The organism is Pseudomonas sp. GZJR-8, from assembly GCF_002916705.1.
Lineage (GTDB): Bacteria > Pseudomonadota > Gammaproteobacteria > Pseudomonadales > Pseudomonadaceae > Aquipseudomonas > Aquipseudomonas synxantha_A.
Genome location: NZ_JXSI01000001.1, coordinates 337,140 through 353,030 on the forward strand (window position 1 = coordinate 337,140; position 15,891 = coordinate 353,030).

The window sequence follows — 15,891 nt, forward strand, 5'->3', positions numbered from 1 at the left end:
ATTGAGTCAGTCACACGGTTGAAGCTGGAAAACCGAAGCAACCCTCACGCCGAAACGCGAGGAATGGTGTCGTCTGCGCGCAACGTGAAGATCTCGTAGCCGGTTTCGGTGACCAGCAGCGTGTGTTCCCACTGGGCCGAGAGCTTGCGGTCCTTGGTGATAGCGGTCCAGCCGTCGCCCAGCACCTTGGTATCGGCCTTGCCTTGGTTGATCATCGGCTCGATGGTAAAGGTCATGCCTGCCTTGAGTTCCATGCCGGTGCCGGCGCGGCCGTAGTGCAGGATCTGTGGTTCTTCGTGGAACACCGTGCCGATGCCGTGGCCGCAGAATTCGCGCACCACCGAGAAGCCGTTCTTTTCGGCGTGCTTCTGGATCACTTCACCGATGTCACCCAGGCGGCAGCCTGGCTTGACGATTTCGATGGCCTTGTACATGCATTCCTGGGTCACCTGGGACAGGCGCTCGGCCCAGACCGGCACGTTGCCGACGTGGAACATGCGGCTGGTGTCGCCGAAGTAGCGGTCCTTGATCACGGTGACGTCGATGTTCAGGGTGTCGCCGTCCTTCAACGGCTTGTCACCGGGAATGCCGTGGCACACCACATGGTTGACCGAGGTGCAGATCGACTTGGGGAAGCCTTTGTAGTTCAGCGGCGCAGGGATGGCCTTTTGCACATTGACGATATAGTCGTGGCAGATCTGGTTCAGGGTTTCGGTGGTGACGCCCGGCTTTACATGCTCTGCAATCATTTCCAGCACGTCAGCGGCCAGTTTGCCGGCGATGCGCATGCCGGCGATGTCTTCGGCGGTTTTCAAACTAACGGTCATACAGGCTCTCTCTAGCGCGACGCGCTGAAATCAATACGGTTTACGGGCGTGCGACAAAAGGTTGCTGAATTCGCACAAGCCACAAAAAACGCGATTCTAACAGACGCGGGCGGTAAACCATGAGCCCCTGACGATCGCTTCTATCTATAGGGTGGGGGTAAATCCGCTCTATTCAACGGCTTGCGCACAGATCGCTGCGGTCAGGTGTGATTGCGGGTTTCGTTTTCGCCCTTGCTGTGGTATAAAATGCGCCGCTTTCCGGGGATACCCCGAAAAGCTTAAATCCACACACGTGTCGACACGATGACCTGGGTGCCGGAGGCCTTGATGCCGCTGGTTGGTCATTGGGATACGTGGAGGCCAAACCCGACTTATTAAGGAACTATCATGTCCCAAGTCAACATGCGCGATATGCTGAAGGCCGGTGTGCACTTCGGTCACCAGACCCGTTACTGGAACCCGAAAATGGGTAAATACATTTTCGGCGCGCGTAACAAGATTCACATTATCAACCTTGAAAAAACCCTGCCAATGTTCAACGAAGCTCTGACTTTCGTAGAGCGTCTGGCCCAGGGCAAAAACAAGATCCTGTTCGTCGGCACCAAGCGTTCCGCTGGCAAGATCGTTGCTGAAGAAGCAGCACGTTGCGGTTCGCCGTACGTCGATCACCGCTGGTTGGGCGGCATGCTGACCAACTTCAAAACCATCCGTGCTTCCATCAAGCGTCTGCGTGACCTTGAAGTGCAAGCCGAAGACGGTACTTTCGCCAAGCTGACCAAGAAAGAAGCGCTGATGCGCTCCCGTGACCTGGAAAAGCTCGATCGTTCCCTGGGTGGTATCAAGGACATGGGCGGTCTGCCTGACGCACTGTTCGTTATCGACGTTGATCACGAGCGCATCGCGATCACCGAAGCCAACAAGCTGGGCATCCCGGTTATCGGCGTAGTCGATACCAACAGCAGCCCGGAAGGCGTTGACTACATCATCCCAGGCAACGATGACGCAATCCGCGCTATCCAGCTGTACATGGGTTCGATGGCTGACGCTGTAATCCGTGGTCGCAACCACGTTGCTGGCGGTACCGAGCAGTTCGTTGAAGAAGCTCCGGTAGCTGCCGCTGAGTAACTGACGCCCTGGCGTTGACTCAGTAAGCAAAAAGGGGGCTTGGCCCCCTTTTTGCCACCTCGAAAACCATTTGTCGGCAGCGCAGCTACATCATTTGTAACGTGCAGCGGCCTACAACGGAAATTCGGGAAGAATTGATCGCCCGTTTGATCGGGTGGAATGGTTGAAAACCTATCCAAGAGGATTTTGAAATGGCAGAGATTACTGCAGCGTTGGTTAAAGAACTGCGTGAGCGTACCGGCGAAGGCATGATGGATTGCAAAAAGGCCTTGACCAAGGCCGGCGGCGACATCGAAAAAGCCATTGATGACATGCGTGCTTCCGGCGCCATCAAGGCTGCCAAGAAAGCAGGCAACGTCGCTGCTGAAGGCGCTATCGCCCTGAAAGAAGACGGCAAATCCGCCGTTCTGCTGGAAGTCAACTCGCAGACCGACTTCCTGGCTCTGCAGGATGACTTCAAGGCATTCGTTGCTGCCAGCGTCGAAAAAGCCTTCGCTGACAAGCTGACCACTGTTGAGCCTCTGATCGAAGCTCAAGAAGCAGCTCGTCTGGTACTGGTCGGCAAGGTTGGCGAAAACGTCAACATCCGTCGCCTGGTTCGCGTTGAAGGTGATGTTGTTGGTGGTTACCTGCACGGCAACAAAATCGGTGTAGCAGTTGTTCTGAAAGGCGGCGACATTGAGCTGGCCAAAGACATCGCTATGCACGTTGCTGCAAGCAACCCTGAGTTCCTGCTGCCTTCGGAAGTGTCTGCCGAAGCGATCGAGCGCGAAAAAGCTGTGTTCCTGCAGCTGAACGAAGAAAAAATCAAAGGCAAGCCAGAAAACATTGTTGAGAACATGGTCAAAGGCCGTATCAGCAAGTTCCTGGCCGAAGCAAGCCTGGTTGAGCAGGCGTTCGTCAAGAACCCTGAAATCAAGGTTGGCGAACTGGCCAAGAAAGCCGGTGCTGAAATCGTTTCCTTCACTTACTTCAAAGTAGGCGAAGGCATCGAGAAGCCGGTCGACAACTTCGCTGAAGAAGTTGCTGCCCAGCTGGCTGCCGCCAAGCAATAAGACAGTCCCAAACTGTCGCCGAAAGAGGCTGCCCGCTCACGCGCGCAGCCTCTTTTCAAATGGGAAGGCCAATTTTATTTGGTTTCCTCTCGGAACTGGCTTACAAAGCCGTGTTCCGATGGCGCTGTGACAGCGTCCAGCTAGAGTGAACGCAAGCCGTAAACGGCTCGCCAAGAATTTTTAAAAAATACGCCGCAGGAGAGATTCGCAATGGCTCAGCAGGGCAGTGGTTATCAGGCTCGCTATAAACGCATTCTACTCAAGCTCAGCGGCGAGGCCCTGATGGGCTCGGAAGAGTTCGGGATCGACCCCAAGGTGCTTGACCGCATGGCGCTGGAAGTCGGCCAATTGGTCGGTATCGGTGTGCAGGTCGGCCTGGTGATCGGCGGCGGCAATCTGTTCCGCGGCGCGGCACTGAGTGCGGCCGGTATGGATCGGGTCACTGGCGACCACATGGGCATGCTGGCCACTGTGATGAACGCCCTGGCCATGCGCGACGCCCTGGAGCGTGCCAATATCTCGGCCATCGTGATGTCGGCTATCTCCATGGTTGGCGTGACCGATCACTACGATCGCCGCAAAGCCATGCGCCACCTGAACTCCAAGGAAGTGGTGATCTTTGCCGCTGGCACAGGCAACCCGTTCTTCACCACGGATTCGGCGGCGTGCCTGCGCGCTATCGAAATCGATGCCGACGTGGTGCTCAAAGCCACCAAGGTAGATGGCGTATACACTGCAGACCCATTCAAAGACCCGCATGCCGAGAAGTTCGATCATCTGACCTACGATGAAGTGCTGGATCGCAAGCTGGGTGTGATGGACCTGACTGCTATCTGCCTGTGCCGCGACCACAAGATGCCGCTGCGCGTATTTAACATGAACAAGCCCGGCGCCCTGCTGAATATCGTACACGGCGGCGCGGAAGGGACTCTGATCGAGGAAGGCCAACAATGATCAATGAAATCAAGAAAGACGCCCAGGCGCGTATGCAGAAATCCCTGGAATCCCTGAGCCATGCATTTGGTCAGATCCGTACCGGCAAGGCGCACCCGAGCATCCTGGGCAGCGTGATGGTGCCTTACTACGGTTCCGACACCCCGCTCAGCGGCGTGGCCAACGTGACCGTGAAGGACTCGCGCACCCTGCAAGTCGTGGCCTTCGAGCGCAACATGCTCGCGGCAGTCGACAAGGCGATCCAGAGCGCCGGTCTGAACCTCAACCCGACCAACCTCGGCGAGTTGTTGTTGATCTCCATGCCAGCTTTGACCGAAGAAACCCGCAAGGGCTTCACCAAGCAGGCGCGCAGTGCCGCTGAAGATGCGCGCGTTGCCGTGCGTAACATCCGTCGCGATGCGTTGGGTGACCTGAAGAAGCTGGTCAAGGACAAGGAAATCAGCGAAGACGAAGAGCGTCGTGCCGTTGCTGATATCGACAAGTTGACCAAGGACGCCGAAGCCAAGATCACCCAGGCTACCGAAGAAAAAGAAAAGGACCTGATGGCCGTATAAGGGGTCAGGACGCCTTTATGGAAAAGACCAAGCAGACTGTGCCCTCCGTGGTGCCGCGCCATGTCGCGATCATCATGGATGGGAATAATCGCTGGGCGAAAAAACGCTTTATGCCGGGTGTTGCCGGGCATAAAGCGGGTGTTGACGCGGTAAGGGCGGTGATTGAGGTGTGCGCCGAGGCCAAGGTCGAAGTGTTGACCTTGTTCGCCTTTTCCAGTGAGAACTGGCAGCGGCCCGCCGACGAAGTCAGTGCCTTGATGGACCTGTTTTTCAAGGCGCTGCGTCGTGAGGCCAAGCGCCTCAATGACAACAACATCAGTCTGCGCATCATTGGTGATCGCTCGCGGTTCCACCCGGAACTGCAAGTGGCCATGCGCGAAGCCGAGGCTATCACCGCAGGCAGTAATCGTTTTGTGCTGCAGATCGCAGCCAATTACGGCGGCCAGTGGGATATCGCCCAGGCTGCGCAACGGCTTGCCCGCGAAGTGCAGGCCGGCCATCTGCGCCCCGACGACATCACGCCCGAACTGTTGCAAACCTGCCTGGTGACCGGCGACCTGCCGTTGCCGGACTTGTGTATCCGTACCGGTGGCGAGCATCGCATCAGCAATTTCCTGTTGTGGCAGCTAGCCTATACCGAGTTGTACTTCTCCGACCTGTTCTGGCCGGACTTCAAACACGATGCCATGCGCAATGCGCTGGCCGATTTCGCTTCCCGTCAGCGTCGTTTCGGTAAAACGAGCGAGCAGATCGAAGCTGGAGCCCGGGTTTAAATGCTTAAACAACGAATCATCACGGCGCTGATCCTGCTGCCGATTGCCTTGTGCGGTTTTTTCCTGCTTGAAGGCTCCGGCTTTGCGCTGTTTATCGGCCTGGTCGTGAGCCTGGGTGCCTGGGAATGGGCGCGCCTGGCAGGCTTCGGCAACCAGTTGCCGCGCGTGGCGTACGCCGCAGTGGTCGCGGTGTTGTTGTTCCTGATGTATATCCTGCCGGACATCGCACCCTGGGTATTGGGGGCGGCGGTGCTGTGGTGGGCGTTGGCAACATTCCTGGTGCTGACTTACCCACGCACCAGCGGTCAATGGTCCAGCGTGGCCTGCAAGCTGGTGATCGGATTGCTGATCCTGCTACCGGCCTGGCAAGGGCTGGTGGAAATCAAGCGCTACCCTATCGGTAATGAATTGATCCTGGCCGTGATGGTGCTGGTGTGGGGGGCCGATATCGGCGCCTACTTCTCTGGTCGCGCATTTGGCAAGCGCAAGCTGGCTCCGGCCGTCAGCCCGGGCAAGAGCTGGGAAGGCGTATACGGTGGCCTGGCCTTGACGCTACTGATCACGCTGGTGGTCGGTTTGGTGCGTGACTGGTCGGTGAAAGAGGTTCTACTGGCCTTGCTGGGCACCGCTATCGTCGTGTTTATCTCGGTGGTGGGTGACCTCACCGAGAGCATGTTCAAGCGCCAGGCCGGGATCAAGGACAGCAGTAACCTGCTGCCGGGTCATGGTGGCGTGCTGGACCGCATCGACAGCCTCACTGCCGCGCTGCCGATCTTCGCGGTGTTGCTGTGGATGATCGCTTCGTGAGCGGCCTGCAGCAGGTTACCGTACTGGGCGCGACCGGTTCCGTCGGGCTGAGTACCCTGGATGTCATCGCTCGTCACCCGGATCGTTACCAGGTTTTCGCCCTGACCGGCTTCACGCGTTTGCGCGAATTGCTGGCCTTGTGCGTGCGCCACTCACCGCGCTTTGCTGTAGTGCCTGAGGCCGCGGCGGCCCGTGGGCTGCAGGATGATCTGCGGGCTGCGGGGTTGACCACCCAGGTGCTGGTCGGGGAAGCGGGGTTGTGCCAGGTGGCGGCCGACGCCGATGTGGATACCGTGGTGGCGGCGATTGTCGGCGCGGCGGGGTTGCGTCCTACCCTGGCGGCAGTCGATGCCGGCAAGAAAATTCTGCTGGCCAATAAAGAAGCCCTGGTCATGTCTGGCGCACTCTTCATGCAAGCCGTGCGCAAGAGTGGGGCGGTCCTGCTGCCGCTGGACAGCGAGCACAACGCAATCTTCCAGTGCATGCCCGGGGATTTCGCCCGCGGCTTGAGCCAGGTCGGTGTGCGTCGGATTCTGCTGACGGCGTCCGGTGGTCCCTTTCGGCAGACTCCGCTGGCTGAGCTTGAGCATGTGTCTCCCGATCAGGCCTGCGCTCATCCGAACTGGTCCATGGGGCGCAAGATTTCCGTGGATTCGGCGAGCATGATGAACAAAGGCCTGGAGCTGATCGAGGCGTGCTGGTTGTTCGATGCACGGCCTGATCAGGTCGAGGTGGTGATTCACCCGCAAAGCGTGATCCACTCCCTGGTCGATTACGTGGACGGTTCGGTGTTGGCGCAGTTGGGCAACCCGGATATGCGCACGCCGATCGCCAATGCCTTGGCCTGGCCGGAGCGGATCGATTCCGGCGTGGCGCCCCTGGATCTGTTTGCGATTGCGCGCCTGGACTTCGAAGCCCCGGACGAGCAGCGTTTTCCGTGCCTGCGCCTGGCGCGGCAAGCGGCCGAGGCGGGTAACAGCGCGCCGGCCATGCTCAATGCGGCCAATGAAGTGGCCGTGGCGGCGTTTCTCGAACGGCGCATCCGCTTTCCGCAGATCGCGAGTATCATCGAGGACGTCCTGAATCTTGAGCCAGTCGTGGCTGTAAATGACCTGGGAGCGGTATTTGAGGCTGATACCAAGGCCCGAGCCTTGGCCCAGCAATGGCTGGATCGCGACACACGTTAGGGTGGGCGCGTTTGAGCCTTCAGGCATCGGATTGAAATGCGGAGAAATTAGATGAGTGCGCTCTACATGATTGTCGGCACCCTGGTTGCTCTGGGTGTGCTGGTTACCTTCCACGAATTCGGCCACTTCTGGGTGGCGCGTCGTTGCGGCGTCAAGGTATTGCGCTTTTCCGTTGGTTTCGGCATGCCATTGTTGCGCTGGCATGATCGTCGTGGCACCGAGTTCGTGATTGCCGCTATCCCGTTGGGTGGCTACGTCAAGATGCTCGATGAGCGCGAAGGTGAAGTGCCGGCTGATCAATTGGATCAGTCTTTCAATCGCAAGACCGTTCGTCAGCGTATCGCAATTGTTGCAGCGGGCCCGATCGCCAACTTCCTGTTGGCAATGGTGTTCTTCTGGGTTCTGGCCATGATGGGCAGCCAGCAGGTGCGCCCGGTCATCGGTGCAGTCGAGGCGGACAGCATCGCGTCCAGGGCCGGCTTGGTGGCAGGGCAGGAAATTGTTTCCATTGATGGCGAGCCGACCACCGGTTGGGGCGCGGTCAATTTGCAGTTGGTGCGCCGCCTGGGTGAAAGTGGCACCGTCAATGTGGTGGTGCGTGACCAGGATTCCAGTGCCGAAACCCCGCGGGCGTTGGCTCTGGACCACTGGCTCAAGGGCGCCGATGAGCCTGATCCGATCAAATCCCTGGGGATTCGTCCTTGGCGTCCGGCCTTGCCGCCGGTACTGGCTGAGCTGGATCCGAAAGGTCCGGCCCAGGCCGCAGGCCTGAAAACCGGTGATCGCCTGCTGGCCCTCGATGGCCAGGCGCTGGGTGACTGGCAGCAAGTGGTCGACCTGGTACGTGTGCGTCCTGATACCAGAATTGTGCTGAAAGTTGAGCGCGAGGGTGCTCAAATCGACGTTCCCGTGACCTTGTCGGTTCGCGGGGAGGCCAAGGCGGCCGGGGGTTACCTGGGTGCCGGGGTCAAAGGTGTCGAATGGCCGCCATCGATGGTTCGAGAGGTCAGCTTCGGGCCTTTGGCCGCGATTGGCGAGGGTGCGAAACGCACATGGACCATGAGCGTACTGACCCTCGAATCCCTCAAGAAAATGTTGTTCGGTGAGCTCTCGGTAAAAAACTTGAGTGGACCGATAACCATTGCTAAAGTGGCGGGCGCTTCTGCCCAGTCGGGTGTCGCGGATTTCCTGAATTTCCTGGCTTATCTGAGTATTAGCCTTGGGGTTCTGAATTTGCTGCCCATTCCAGTATTGGATGGGGGGCATCTGCTGTTTTATCTGGTCGAGTGGGTGCGTGGTCGCCCCTTGTCGGATCGGGTGCAGGGTTGGGGGATACAGATCGGTATCAGTTTGGTGGTCGGGGTGATGTTGTTAGCTCTGGTCAACGATCTGGGACGACTGTAACGCTTCGCTGAATTGCGAATCTGCCGCATTTTGCGGCAGTTTGTTTATTGCCAGTTGGAATAAGAAAGGACTTCATGAAACGTCTGCTGCTAACTGCGGTTCTCACCGTATTGATGATCGCCGAAGTTCACGCCGAGTCCTTCACCATCTCCGATATTCGCGTCAACGGCCTCCAGCGGGTTTCCGCGGGTAGCGTCTTTGGTGCCTTGCCGTTGAACGTCGGGGAACAGGCGGATGATCGTCGCCTGGTGGAATCCACTCGTGCGCTGTTCAAAACCGGGTTCTTTCAAGATATCCAACTGGGTCGCGAAGGCAACGTCCTGGTCATCACGGTCGTCGAACGACCTTCCGTTGCGAGTATCGCGATCGAAGGTAACAAGGCCATCTCCACTGAAGACCTGATGAAGGGCCTGAAGCAATCCGGCCTGGCCGAAGGCGAGATCTTCCAGCGCGCGACCCTTGAGGGTGTGCGTAACGAACTGCAACGCCAGTACGTTGCCCAGGGCCGCTACTCCGCGACCGTGGAAACCGAAGTGATCCCGCAGCCTCGTAACCGTGTGGGCCTCAAGGTCAACATCAACGAAGGTACCGTCGCGGCCATTCAGCACATCAACGTGGTGGGCAACACCAAATTCGCTGATGACGACCTGATCGACCTGTTCGAGCTCAAGACCACCAACTGGCTGTCGTTCTTCAAGAACGATGACAAATACGCCCGTGAAAAACTTTCCGGTGACCTTGAACGCCTGCGCTCCTACTACCTGGACCGTGGCTACATCAACATGGACATCGCTTCGACCCAGGTGTCCATCACCCCGGACAAGAAGCACGTCTATATCACCGTGAACGTCAACGAAGGCGAGAAGTACAAGGTTCGTGACGTCAAGCTCAGCGGCGACCTGAAAGTCCCTGAGGACCAGGTCAAGTCCCTGCTGCTGGTGCAGAAGGATCAGGTGTTCTCGCGCAAGCTGATGACCACTACCTCCGAACTGATCACTCGCCGCCTGGGTAACGAAGGCTATACCTTCGCCAACGTCAACGGCGTGCCGACCCCGAATGATGAAGATCACACGGTAGACATCACCTTCGTCGTCGATCCTGGCAAGCGCGCCTACGTAAACCGCATCAACTTCCGTGGCAACACCAAGTCTGCGGACGAAGTGCTGCGTCGTGAAATGCGTCAGATGGAAGGTGGCTGGGCTTCGACCTACCTGATCGACCAGTCCAAGACCCGTCTTGAGCGTCTGGGCTTCTTCAAGGAAGTCAACGTCGAAACCCCGGCCGTACCGGGTGTGGATGACCAGGTTGACGTGAACTACGCCGTTGAAGAGCAAGCTTCGGGCTCGATCACCGCCAGCGTCGGTTTCGCACAGAGCGCCGGCCTGATCCTGGGTGGCTCGATCACCCAGAACAACTTCCTCGGTACCGGTAACAAGGTTTCCATCGGCCTGACCCGAAGCGAATACCAGAGCCGCTATAACTTCGGTTATGTCGACCCCTACTGGACAGCTGACGGTGTGAGCCTGGGCTATAACGCCTTCTACCGCACCACCGACTACAAAGACCTCGACGTCGACGTTGCAAGCTATGCGATCGACAGCCTGGGTGTGGGCGCAAACATCGGTTACCCGATCAGCGAAACCTCGCGCCTGACCTTCGGCATCACCGCGCAACAGGACGAGATCAAGACCGGTGTATATACCGTGGACGAGATCTTCGACTTCACTCGTCGTGAAGGTGACAAGTTCCTGAACTTCAAGGCATCTGCCGGCTGGTCCGAGTCGACCTTGAACAAAGGTGTGCTGGCAACCCGTGGTCATTCCCAGAGCCTGACTGCGGAAGTCACCACACCGGGCAGCGACCTGTCGTTCTTCAAGCTCGACTACCGCGGCCAGTTGTTCCAGCCGTTGAGCGATAACTACACCATGCGCCTGCACACAGAGCTGGGCTATGGCGACGGTTATGGTTCGACCGATGGCTTGCCGTTCTACGAGAACTACTACGCAGGTGGTTTCAACTCGGTGCGTGGCTTCAAGGACAGCACTCTGGGCCCACGTGGTACCCCAAGCCGCGGTGTTGACCAAACCGGTAACGTCGGTACTCGCCGCGATGATGACAACGACCCGCTGCCGTTCGGTGGTAACGTGCTGATCCAGGGTGGTGCCGAAATCCTGTTCCCGCTGCCGTTCGTCAAGGACCAGCGTTCCCTGCGGACTTCGGTCTTCTGGGACGTGGGTAACGTGTTCGACTCCAAGTGCGAGCAGATCAAGAACCCAAGCGGTCTGAAGTCCAACACCCAGTGCAACGACGTGAGCCTCAGCAACCTGGCGAGCTCCGTGGGTGTGGGTGTGACCTGGGTGACTGCGCTGGGCCCGTTGAGCTTTGCTCTGGCCATGCCGATCAAGAAACCGGATAACGCTGAAACCCAGATTTTCCAATTCTCCCTCGGCCAGACGTTCTAAGCGTCTGACCCAAGATAACGACAACGGATTCTGTAGGAGTACATCGTGCGTAAGTTGACTCAATTGGTCCTGCTGGCCACTGTGCTGGTAACCACCCCGGCCTTCGCCGAAATGAAAATCGCCGTCCTGAACTATCAGATGGCTCTGCTGGAATCCGACGCGGCCAAGAAGTACGCCGTGGATGCCGAGAAAAAATTCGGTCCGCAGTTGACCAAGCTCAAAACCTTGGAAAGCAGCGCCAAGGGCATCCAGGATCGTCTGGTAGCCGGTGGCGACAAGATGCAGCAAGGCGAGCGCGAGCGTCTGGAGCTTGAATTCAAGCAAAAGGCCCGTGACTACCAGTTCCAGTCCAAGGAGCTGAACGAAGCCAAGGCTGTTGCCGACCGTGAAATGCTCAAGCAGCTCAAGCCCAAGCTCGACAGCGCCGTAGAAGAAGTCATCAAGAAGGGTGCCTTTGACCTGGTGTTCGAGCGCGGCGCCGTGATTGACGTCAAGCCTCAATACGACATCACCCGTCAGGTGATCGAGCGCATGAACCAGCTGAAGTAAGCCATGACCGCGACTATCAAACTCGGCGAGTTGGCCGAGTTCCTGGGAGCCACCTTGCGTGGCTCCCCGGAGAAAGAAATCACTGGGCTAGCCACCTTGCAGGAGGCTGGCCCAGCTCAGTTGAGCTTCCTCGCAAATCCCCAATACCGTAAATACCTGGTTGATTGCCAGGCCGCAGCCGTGTTGCTGAAGGCCGCTGACGCTGAAGGGTTTATCGGGGATGCGCTGGTGGTGGCCGACCCGTACCTGTCGTACGCCAAGGCGTCGCACCTGTTCGATCCCAAGCCGAAAGCGGCCGGTGGCATTCACCCATCTGCGGTAATTGCCGATGATGCCCAGGTTGACCCTGCGGCCAGCATCGGTGCGTTTGCAGTGATCGAGAGCGGGGCGCGTATTGGTGCAGGTGTCACCGTGGGCGCCCACTGCTTTATCGGCGCACGCTGTGAAATCGGTGCCAATGGTTGGCTGGCCCCACGTGTAACCCTCTACCACGATGTGCGTATTGGTCAGCGTGTGGTCATTCAGTCCGGCGCTGTTATCGGCGGCGAAGGCTTTGGCTTTGCCAACGCCAAAGGTGTCTGGCACAAGATTGCCCAGGTCGGCGGCGTATTGATCGGCGACGATGTGGAGATCGGTGTAAACACTGCGGTGGATCGCGGGGCTTTGGCCGATACGGTGATCGGTAACGGCGTGAAGCTCGACAACCAGATCCAGATCGCCCACAACGTGCAGATTGGCGATCACACCGCCATGGCTGCGTGCGTGGGTATTTCCGGCAGCACCAAAATCGGCAAGCATTGCATGCTCGCCGGCGGCGTCGGGCTGGTGGGGCATATCGATATTTGCGACAACGTCTTTATCACCGGCATGACCATGGTGACTCACTCGATTACCGAGCCGGGGGCCTATTCTTCCGGTACCGCCATGCAACCTGCGGCTGAATGGCGCAAGAGTGCGGCGCGTTTGAGGAAGATCGACGACATGGCACGACGTATCAAACAGCTGGAAAAGCGTGTTGGGGACGTGACCCCTGGCGGTAATGCTTCATCTGAAGGCTGATACCATTTCCATATCAAGTGTGCACAGCCGCTAGACTGCCTCCTTGATTTGCTAGCGGGGCGTGCGCTTAGTTCGCCCGCCCCCAATCTTTATTACAGGCTTCCCCCCGAAATGATGGACATCAACGAGATTCGCGAATACCTGCCTCACCGTTACCCGTTCCTGCTGGTGGACCGCGTAGTGGACCTCAATGTCGAGGAAAAGCGCATTCGTGCCTACAAGAATGTCAGCATCAACGAACCATTCTTCAACGGTCACTTCCCAGCGCATCCCATCATGCCGGGCGTGTTGATCATCGAAGCGATGGCCCAGGCTGCCGGTATCCTTGGTTTCAAAATGCTCGACCTCAAGCCTGCCGACGGCACGCTTTACTATTTCGTGGGCTCCGACAAGCTGCGTTTTCGCAACCCGGTCACCCCGGGTGACCAGTTGATCCTGGAAGCCAGGTTCATCAGCTGCAAGCGCCAGATCTGGAAGTTCGAATGCCAGGCCTCGGTAGATGGCAAGCCGGTGTGCTCTGCCGAGATCATCTGTGCGGAACGCAAACTATGAGTTTGATTGACCCTCGCGCAATCATCGATCCGTCGGCCGTACTGGCCGCCGACGTTGAGGTCGGCCCTTGGTCGATCGTCGGCGCAGGTGTGGAAATCGGCGAGGGGACTGTCATCGGGCCACACGTGATCCTTAAAGGTCCAACCCGTATTGGCAAACACAATCGTATCTACCAGTTTTCCTCGGTAGGCGAAGACACCCCGGACATGAAGTACAAGGGTGAAGAAACACGCCTGGTAATCGGTGACCACAACATCATCCGTGAAGGCGTCACCATTCACCGCGGCACCGTACAGGATCGCGCTGAAACCACTTTGGGTGATCACAACCTGGTCATGGCCTATGCGCACATCGGCCATGACAGCGTGATCGGCAACCATTGCATCCTGGTCAACAACACTGCGTTGGCAGGCCATGTGCACGTTGACGACTGGGCGATCCTGTCCGGTTTCACCCTGGTGCATCAGTACTGCCATATCGGCGCCCACAGCTTTTCCGGCATGGGCACCGCCATTGGCAAGGATGTGCCTGCATTCGTGACGGTGTTCGGCAACCCTGCCGAGGCTCGCAGCATGAACTTCGAAGGCATGCGCCGCCGTGGTTTCAGCGAAGAGGCGATCCACGCTCTGCGCCGTGCCTACAAGACGGTTTACCGTCAGGGGCTGACGGTTGAGCAGGCGCTGACCGAACTGACCGAGCCGGCAACCCTGTTTCCGGAAGTCGCGGTGTTCCGTGACTCGATCCAGGCGTCGACTCGCGGCATCACTCGCTGATCATGGCCAATCTGCGTATTGCACTCGTGGCCGGTGAAGCGTCCGGCGATATTCTGGGTGCTGGCCTGATGCGAGCCCTCAAGGCCCAGCATCCTGCGGTGGAGTTTATCGGTGTGGGTGGGCCGCTGATGCAGGCCGAAGGGCTTGCCTCCTACTTCCCCATGGAGCGGCTGTCGGTCATGGGGTTGGTGGAGGTGTTGGGACGCCTGCGTGAGCTGCTCGCTCGCCGCAAGCTGTTGATCAAGACGCTGATCGATGAAAAGCCTGACGTCTTTATCGGCATCGATGCACCGGATTTCACCCTCAATATCGAACTAAAATTGCGTCAGGCCGGGATCAAGACCGTGCACTACGTCAGCCCATCCGTATGGGCGTGGCGGCAGAAGCGCGTGTTGAAGATCCGCGAAGGCTGCGACCTGATGTTGACCCTGTTGCCGTTCGAAGCCAGGTTCTACGAAGAGAAGGGCGTACCGGTGCGGTTTGTCGGCCATACCCTGGCCGATGCCATTCCGTTGCAAGCCGATCGTGCTGCCGCGCGTGCCGAGCTGGGTTTGCCCGACGGCCCGTTGGTGGCGTTGATGCCGGGCAGTCGTGGCGGAGAGGTAGGGCGTCTGGGTGCGCTGTTTTTTGATGCCGCCGAACGTCTGCAGGCACAAAAGCCGGGGGTTCGCTTCGTGCTGCCGTGTGCCAGCCCGCAACGCCGCGCACAGATCGAGACCCTGCTGGAAGGTCGCAACCTGCCGCTGACCCTGCTTGACGGCCAGTCCCATCTGGCTCTGGCAGCCTGCGATGCGGTGTTGATTGCGTCGGGCACTGCCACCCTTGAAGCCTTGCTGTACAAGCGGCCAATGGTTGTAGCCTATCGCCTGGCGCCGCTGACCTTCTGGATTCTCAAGCGCATGGTCAAGAGCCCTTATATCTCCCTGCCCAACCTGCTGGCCCAGCGCCTGCTGGTGCCAGAGTTGTTGCAGGACGATGCAACGCCTGAAGCGCTTGCGCAGACCCTACTGCCCTTGATTGACGGCGGCGAAGAGCAGACCCGTGGTTTCGACGACATTCATCGCACGTTGCGTCGTGATGCCTCGAACCAGGCGGCCGACGCCGTGTTGACCTTGATCGGCCATAAACAGGAAGCCTTATGACCACGCAAATGGGGCTGGATTTCAGCCTGGTTGCCCAAGCTCACGAACTGGTGGCCGGTGTTGACGAAGTAGGACGCGGCCCGCTGTGTGGCGCAGTGGTCACGGCGGCGGTAATCCTAGATCCGAACCGCCCGATCCTGGGCCTCAATGATTCGAAAAAGCTTACCGAGGCCCGTCGCGAAAAGCTCTATGACGAGATCTGTGAAAAGGCCCTGAGTTGGCATATCGCTCGCGCTGAAGTCGAGGAAATCGACAAACTTAATATCCTCCATGCAACCATGTTAGCCATGCAGCGTGCTGTTGAAGGGCTGCATATCACCCCGAAAATGGCGATGATCGATGGCAACCGTTGCCCGAAGCTTGCGATGCCGTCGGAAGCGGTGGTCAAGGGCGATAGCAAGGTTCCAGCCATTGCCGCCGCCTCGATCCTGGCCAAGGTCAGCCGTGACCGTGAAATGGCTGCGTTCGAATTGATCTACCCCGGCTACGGGATTGGCGGCCATAAAGGCTACCCGACGCCCGTTCATCTGGAAGCTCTAGCTCGGCTGGGCCCGACCCCGATCCATCGCCGCTCGTTTGCCCCGGTACGCCTGGCTTATGAGGCCCGCGAAAGTCTGATCGAGGTTTAGCAGCAAGGCTGATGTTTTTACCAAGGCCCGGTACAATCC

At 58.4% G+C, this 15,891-nt stretch carries 16 protein-coding genes; 15 read left to right on the plus strand and 1 reads right to left on the minus strand.

The genetic code is table 11. The annotated features are described in order from the left end of the window. Positions 1 to 44: 44 nt before the first annotated feature. A complete protein-coding gene (gene map / locus TK42_RS01485) occupies positions 45 to 827 on the minus strand; it encodes a type I methionyl aminopeptidase (RefSeq protein WP_032877377.1) in 783 nt (260 codons plus the stop codon). A gap of 387 nt (positions 828 to 1,214) precedes the next feature. On the opposite strand from map, the gene rpsB reads away from it, so the two are divergent. The 15 genes from rpsB (at position 1,215) to rnhB (ending at position 15,852) form a co-directional block, all read left to right on the plus strand. Then, entirely contained in the window at positions 1,215 to 1,952 is a 738-nt protein-coding gene (rpsB, locus tag TK42_RS01490; protein WP_003189158.1) for a 30S ribosomal protein S2, read from the plus strand. A 191-nt stretch (positions 1,953 to 2,143) separates the two neighbouring features. Further along, positions 2,144 to 3,007, plus strand: a complete 864-nt coding sequence (tsf, locus tag TK42_RS01495) for a translation elongation factor Ts (protein WP_103733452.1) — start codon at positions 2,144 to 2,146, stop codon at positions 3,005 to 3,007. A 210-nt stretch (positions 3,008 to 3,217) separates the two neighbouring features. Beyond that, on the plus strand, positions 3,218 to 3,961 hold the full coding sequence (gene pyrH / locus TK42_RS01500; protein WP_003189161.1) for a UMP kinase: 744 nt from the start codon (positions 3,218 to 3,220) through the stop codon (positions 3,959 to 3,961). After that, positions 3,958 to 4,515 carry a ribosome recycling factor gene (frr, locus tag TK42_RS01505; RefSeq protein ID WP_032877376.1) on the plus strand — a complete coding sequence of 186 codons (558 nt, stop codon included), beginning with the start codon at positions 3,958 to 3,960 and terminating at the stop codon, positions 4,513 to 4,515. Before pyrH ends, frr begins: the two co-directional genes overlap by 4 nt. 17 nt (positions 4,516 to 4,532) lie before the next feature. After that, positions 4,533 to 5,288: a polyprenyl diphosphate synthase gene (gene uppS, locus TK42_RS01510; RefSeq protein WP_032877375.1), complete on the plus strand. Its 756-nt coding sequence runs from the start codon at positions 4,533 to 4,535 to the stop codon at positions 5,286 to 5,288. Next, a complete protein-coding gene (locus TK42_RS01515) occupies positions 5,289 to 6,095 on the plus strand; it encodes a phosphatidate cytidylyltransferase (RefSeq protein ID WP_032877374.1) in 807 nt (268 codons plus the stop codon). Next, entirely contained in the window at positions 6,092 to 7,282 is a 1,191-nt protein-coding gene (ispC, locus tag TK42_RS01520; protein ID WP_005785718.1) for a 1-deoxy-D-xylulose-5-phosphate reductoisomerase, read from the plus strand. Before TK42_RS01515 ends, ispC begins: the two co-directional genes overlap by 4 nt. Before the next feature lie 51 nt (positions 7,283 to 7,333). Beyond that, a complete protein-coding gene (rseP, locus tag TK42_RS01525; protein WP_103733453.1) occupies positions 7,334 to 8,686 on the plus strand; it encodes a sigma E protease regulator RseP in 1,353 nt (450 codons plus the stop codon). Between the two features lie 74 nt (positions 8,687 to 8,760). Next, positions 8,761 to 11,148 (plus strand): outer membrane protein assembly factor BamA, encoded by a 2,388-nt coding sequence (bamA, locus tag TK42_RS01530; RefSeq protein ID WP_078820469.1) that lies wholly within the window; start codon positions 8,761 to 8,763, stop codon positions 11,146 to 11,148. A 45-nt stretch (positions 11,149 to 11,193) separates the two neighbouring features. After that, positions 11,194 to 11,697 carry an OmpH family outer membrane protein gene (locus tag TK42_RS01535; RefSeq protein ID WP_003172279.1) on the plus strand — a complete coding sequence of 168 codons (504 nt, stop codon included), beginning with the start codon at positions 11,194 to 11,196 and terminating at the stop codon, positions 11,695 to 11,697. A gap of 3 nt (positions 11,698 to 11,700) precedes the next feature. Further along, complete coding sequence (gene lpxD, locus TK42_RS01540; RefSeq protein ID WP_005785724.1) at positions 11,701 to 12,756, plus strand: UDP-3-O-(3-hydroxymyristoyl)glucosamine N-acyltransferase; 1,056 nt, start codon at positions 11,701 to 11,703, stop codon at positions 12,754 to 12,756. 111 nt (positions 12,757 to 12,867) lie between these two features. Then, positions 12,868 to 13,308: a 3-hydroxyacyl-ACP dehydratase FabZ gene (fabZ, locus tag TK42_RS01545; protein WP_005785726.1), complete on the plus strand. Its 441-nt coding sequence runs from the start codon at positions 12,868 to 12,870 to the stop codon at positions 13,306 to 13,308. Next, on the plus strand, positions 13,305 to 14,081 hold the full coding sequence (gene lpxA / locus TK42_RS01550) for an acyl-ACP--UDP-N-acetylglucosamine O-acyltransferase (RefSeq protein ID WP_005785728.1): 777 nt from the start codon (positions 13,305 to 13,307) through the stop codon (positions 14,079 to 14,081). The genes fabZ and lpxA overlap by 4 nt, the downstream gene beginning before the upstream one ends. 2 nt (positions 14,082 to 14,083) lie before the next feature. Then, positions 14,084 to 15,223: a lipid-A-disaccharide synthase gene (gene lpxB, locus TK42_RS01555; protein ID WP_032877371.1), complete on the plus strand. Its 1,140-nt coding sequence runs from the start codon at positions 14,084 to 14,086 to the stop codon at positions 15,221 to 15,223. Then, positions 15,220 to 15,852, plus strand: coding sequence for a ribonuclease HII (rnhB, locus tag TK42_RS01560; RefSeq protein WP_032877370.1), 633 nt, complete (start codon positions 15,220 to 15,222; stop codon positions 15,850 to 15,852). The genes lpxB and rnhB overlap by 4 nt, the downstream gene beginning before the upstream one ends. The last annotated feature ends 39 nt before the right edge of the window (positions 15,853 to 15,891 follow it).

What these genes read in the sequence shown, in the direction of transcription:
- tsf (WP_103733452.1), top strand. Translation starts at nt 2,144, where the DNA reads ATGGCAGAGATTACTGCAGCGTTGGTTAAAGAACTGCGTGAGCGTACC.
- map (WP_032877377.1), bottom strand. Translation starts at nt 827, where the DNA reads ATGACCGTTAGTTTGAAAACCGCCGAAGACATCGCCGGCATGCGCATC.
- frr (WP_032877376.1), top strand. Translation starts at nt 3,958, where the DNA reads ATGATCAATGAAATCAAGAAAGACGCCCAGGCGCGTATGCAGAAATCC.
- rpsB (WP_003189158.1), top strand. Translation starts at nt 1,215, where the DNA reads ATGTCCCAAGTCAACATGCGCGATATGCTGAAGGCCGGTGTGCACTTC.
- rnhB (WP_032877370.1), top strand. Translation starts at nt 15,220, where the DNA reads ATGACCACGCAAATGGGGCTGGATTTCAGCCTGGTTGCCCAAGCTCAC.
- lpxA (WP_005785728.1), top strand. Translation starts at nt 13,305, where the DNA reads ATGAGTTTGATTGACCCTCGCGCAATCATCGATCCGTCGGCCGTACTG.
- TK42_RS01515 (WP_032877374.1), top strand. Translation starts at nt 5,289, where the DNA reads ATGCTTAAACAACGAATCATCACGGCGCTGATCCTGCTGCCGATTGCC.
- pyrH (WP_003189161.1), top strand. Translation starts at nt 3,218, where the DNA reads ATGGCTCAGCAGGGCAGTGGTTATCAGGCTCGCTATAAACGCATTCTA.
- lpxD (WP_005785724.1), top strand. Translation starts at nt 11,701, where the DNA reads ATGACCGCGACTATCAAACTCGGCGAGTTGGCCGAGTTCCTGGGAGCC.
- bamA (WP_078820469.1), top strand. Translation starts at nt 8,761, where the DNA reads ATGAAACGTCTGCTGCTAACTGCGGTTCTCACCGTATTGATGATCGCC.
- uppS (WP_032877375.1), top strand. Translation starts at nt 4,533, where the DNA reads ATGGAAAAGACCAAGCAGACTGTGCCCTCCGTGGTGCCGCGCCATGTC.
- lpxB (WP_032877371.1), top strand. Translation starts at nt 14,084, where the DNA reads ATGGCCAATCTGCGTATTGCACTCGTGGCCGGTGAAGCGTCCGGCGAT.
- fabZ (WP_005785726.1), top strand. Translation starts at nt 12,868, where the DNA reads ATGATGGACATCAACGAGATTCGCGAATACCTGCCTCACCGTTACCCG.
- rseP (WP_103733453.1), top strand. Translation starts at nt 7,334, where the DNA reads ATGAGTGCGCTCTACATGATTGTCGGCACCCTGGTTGCTCTGGGTGTG.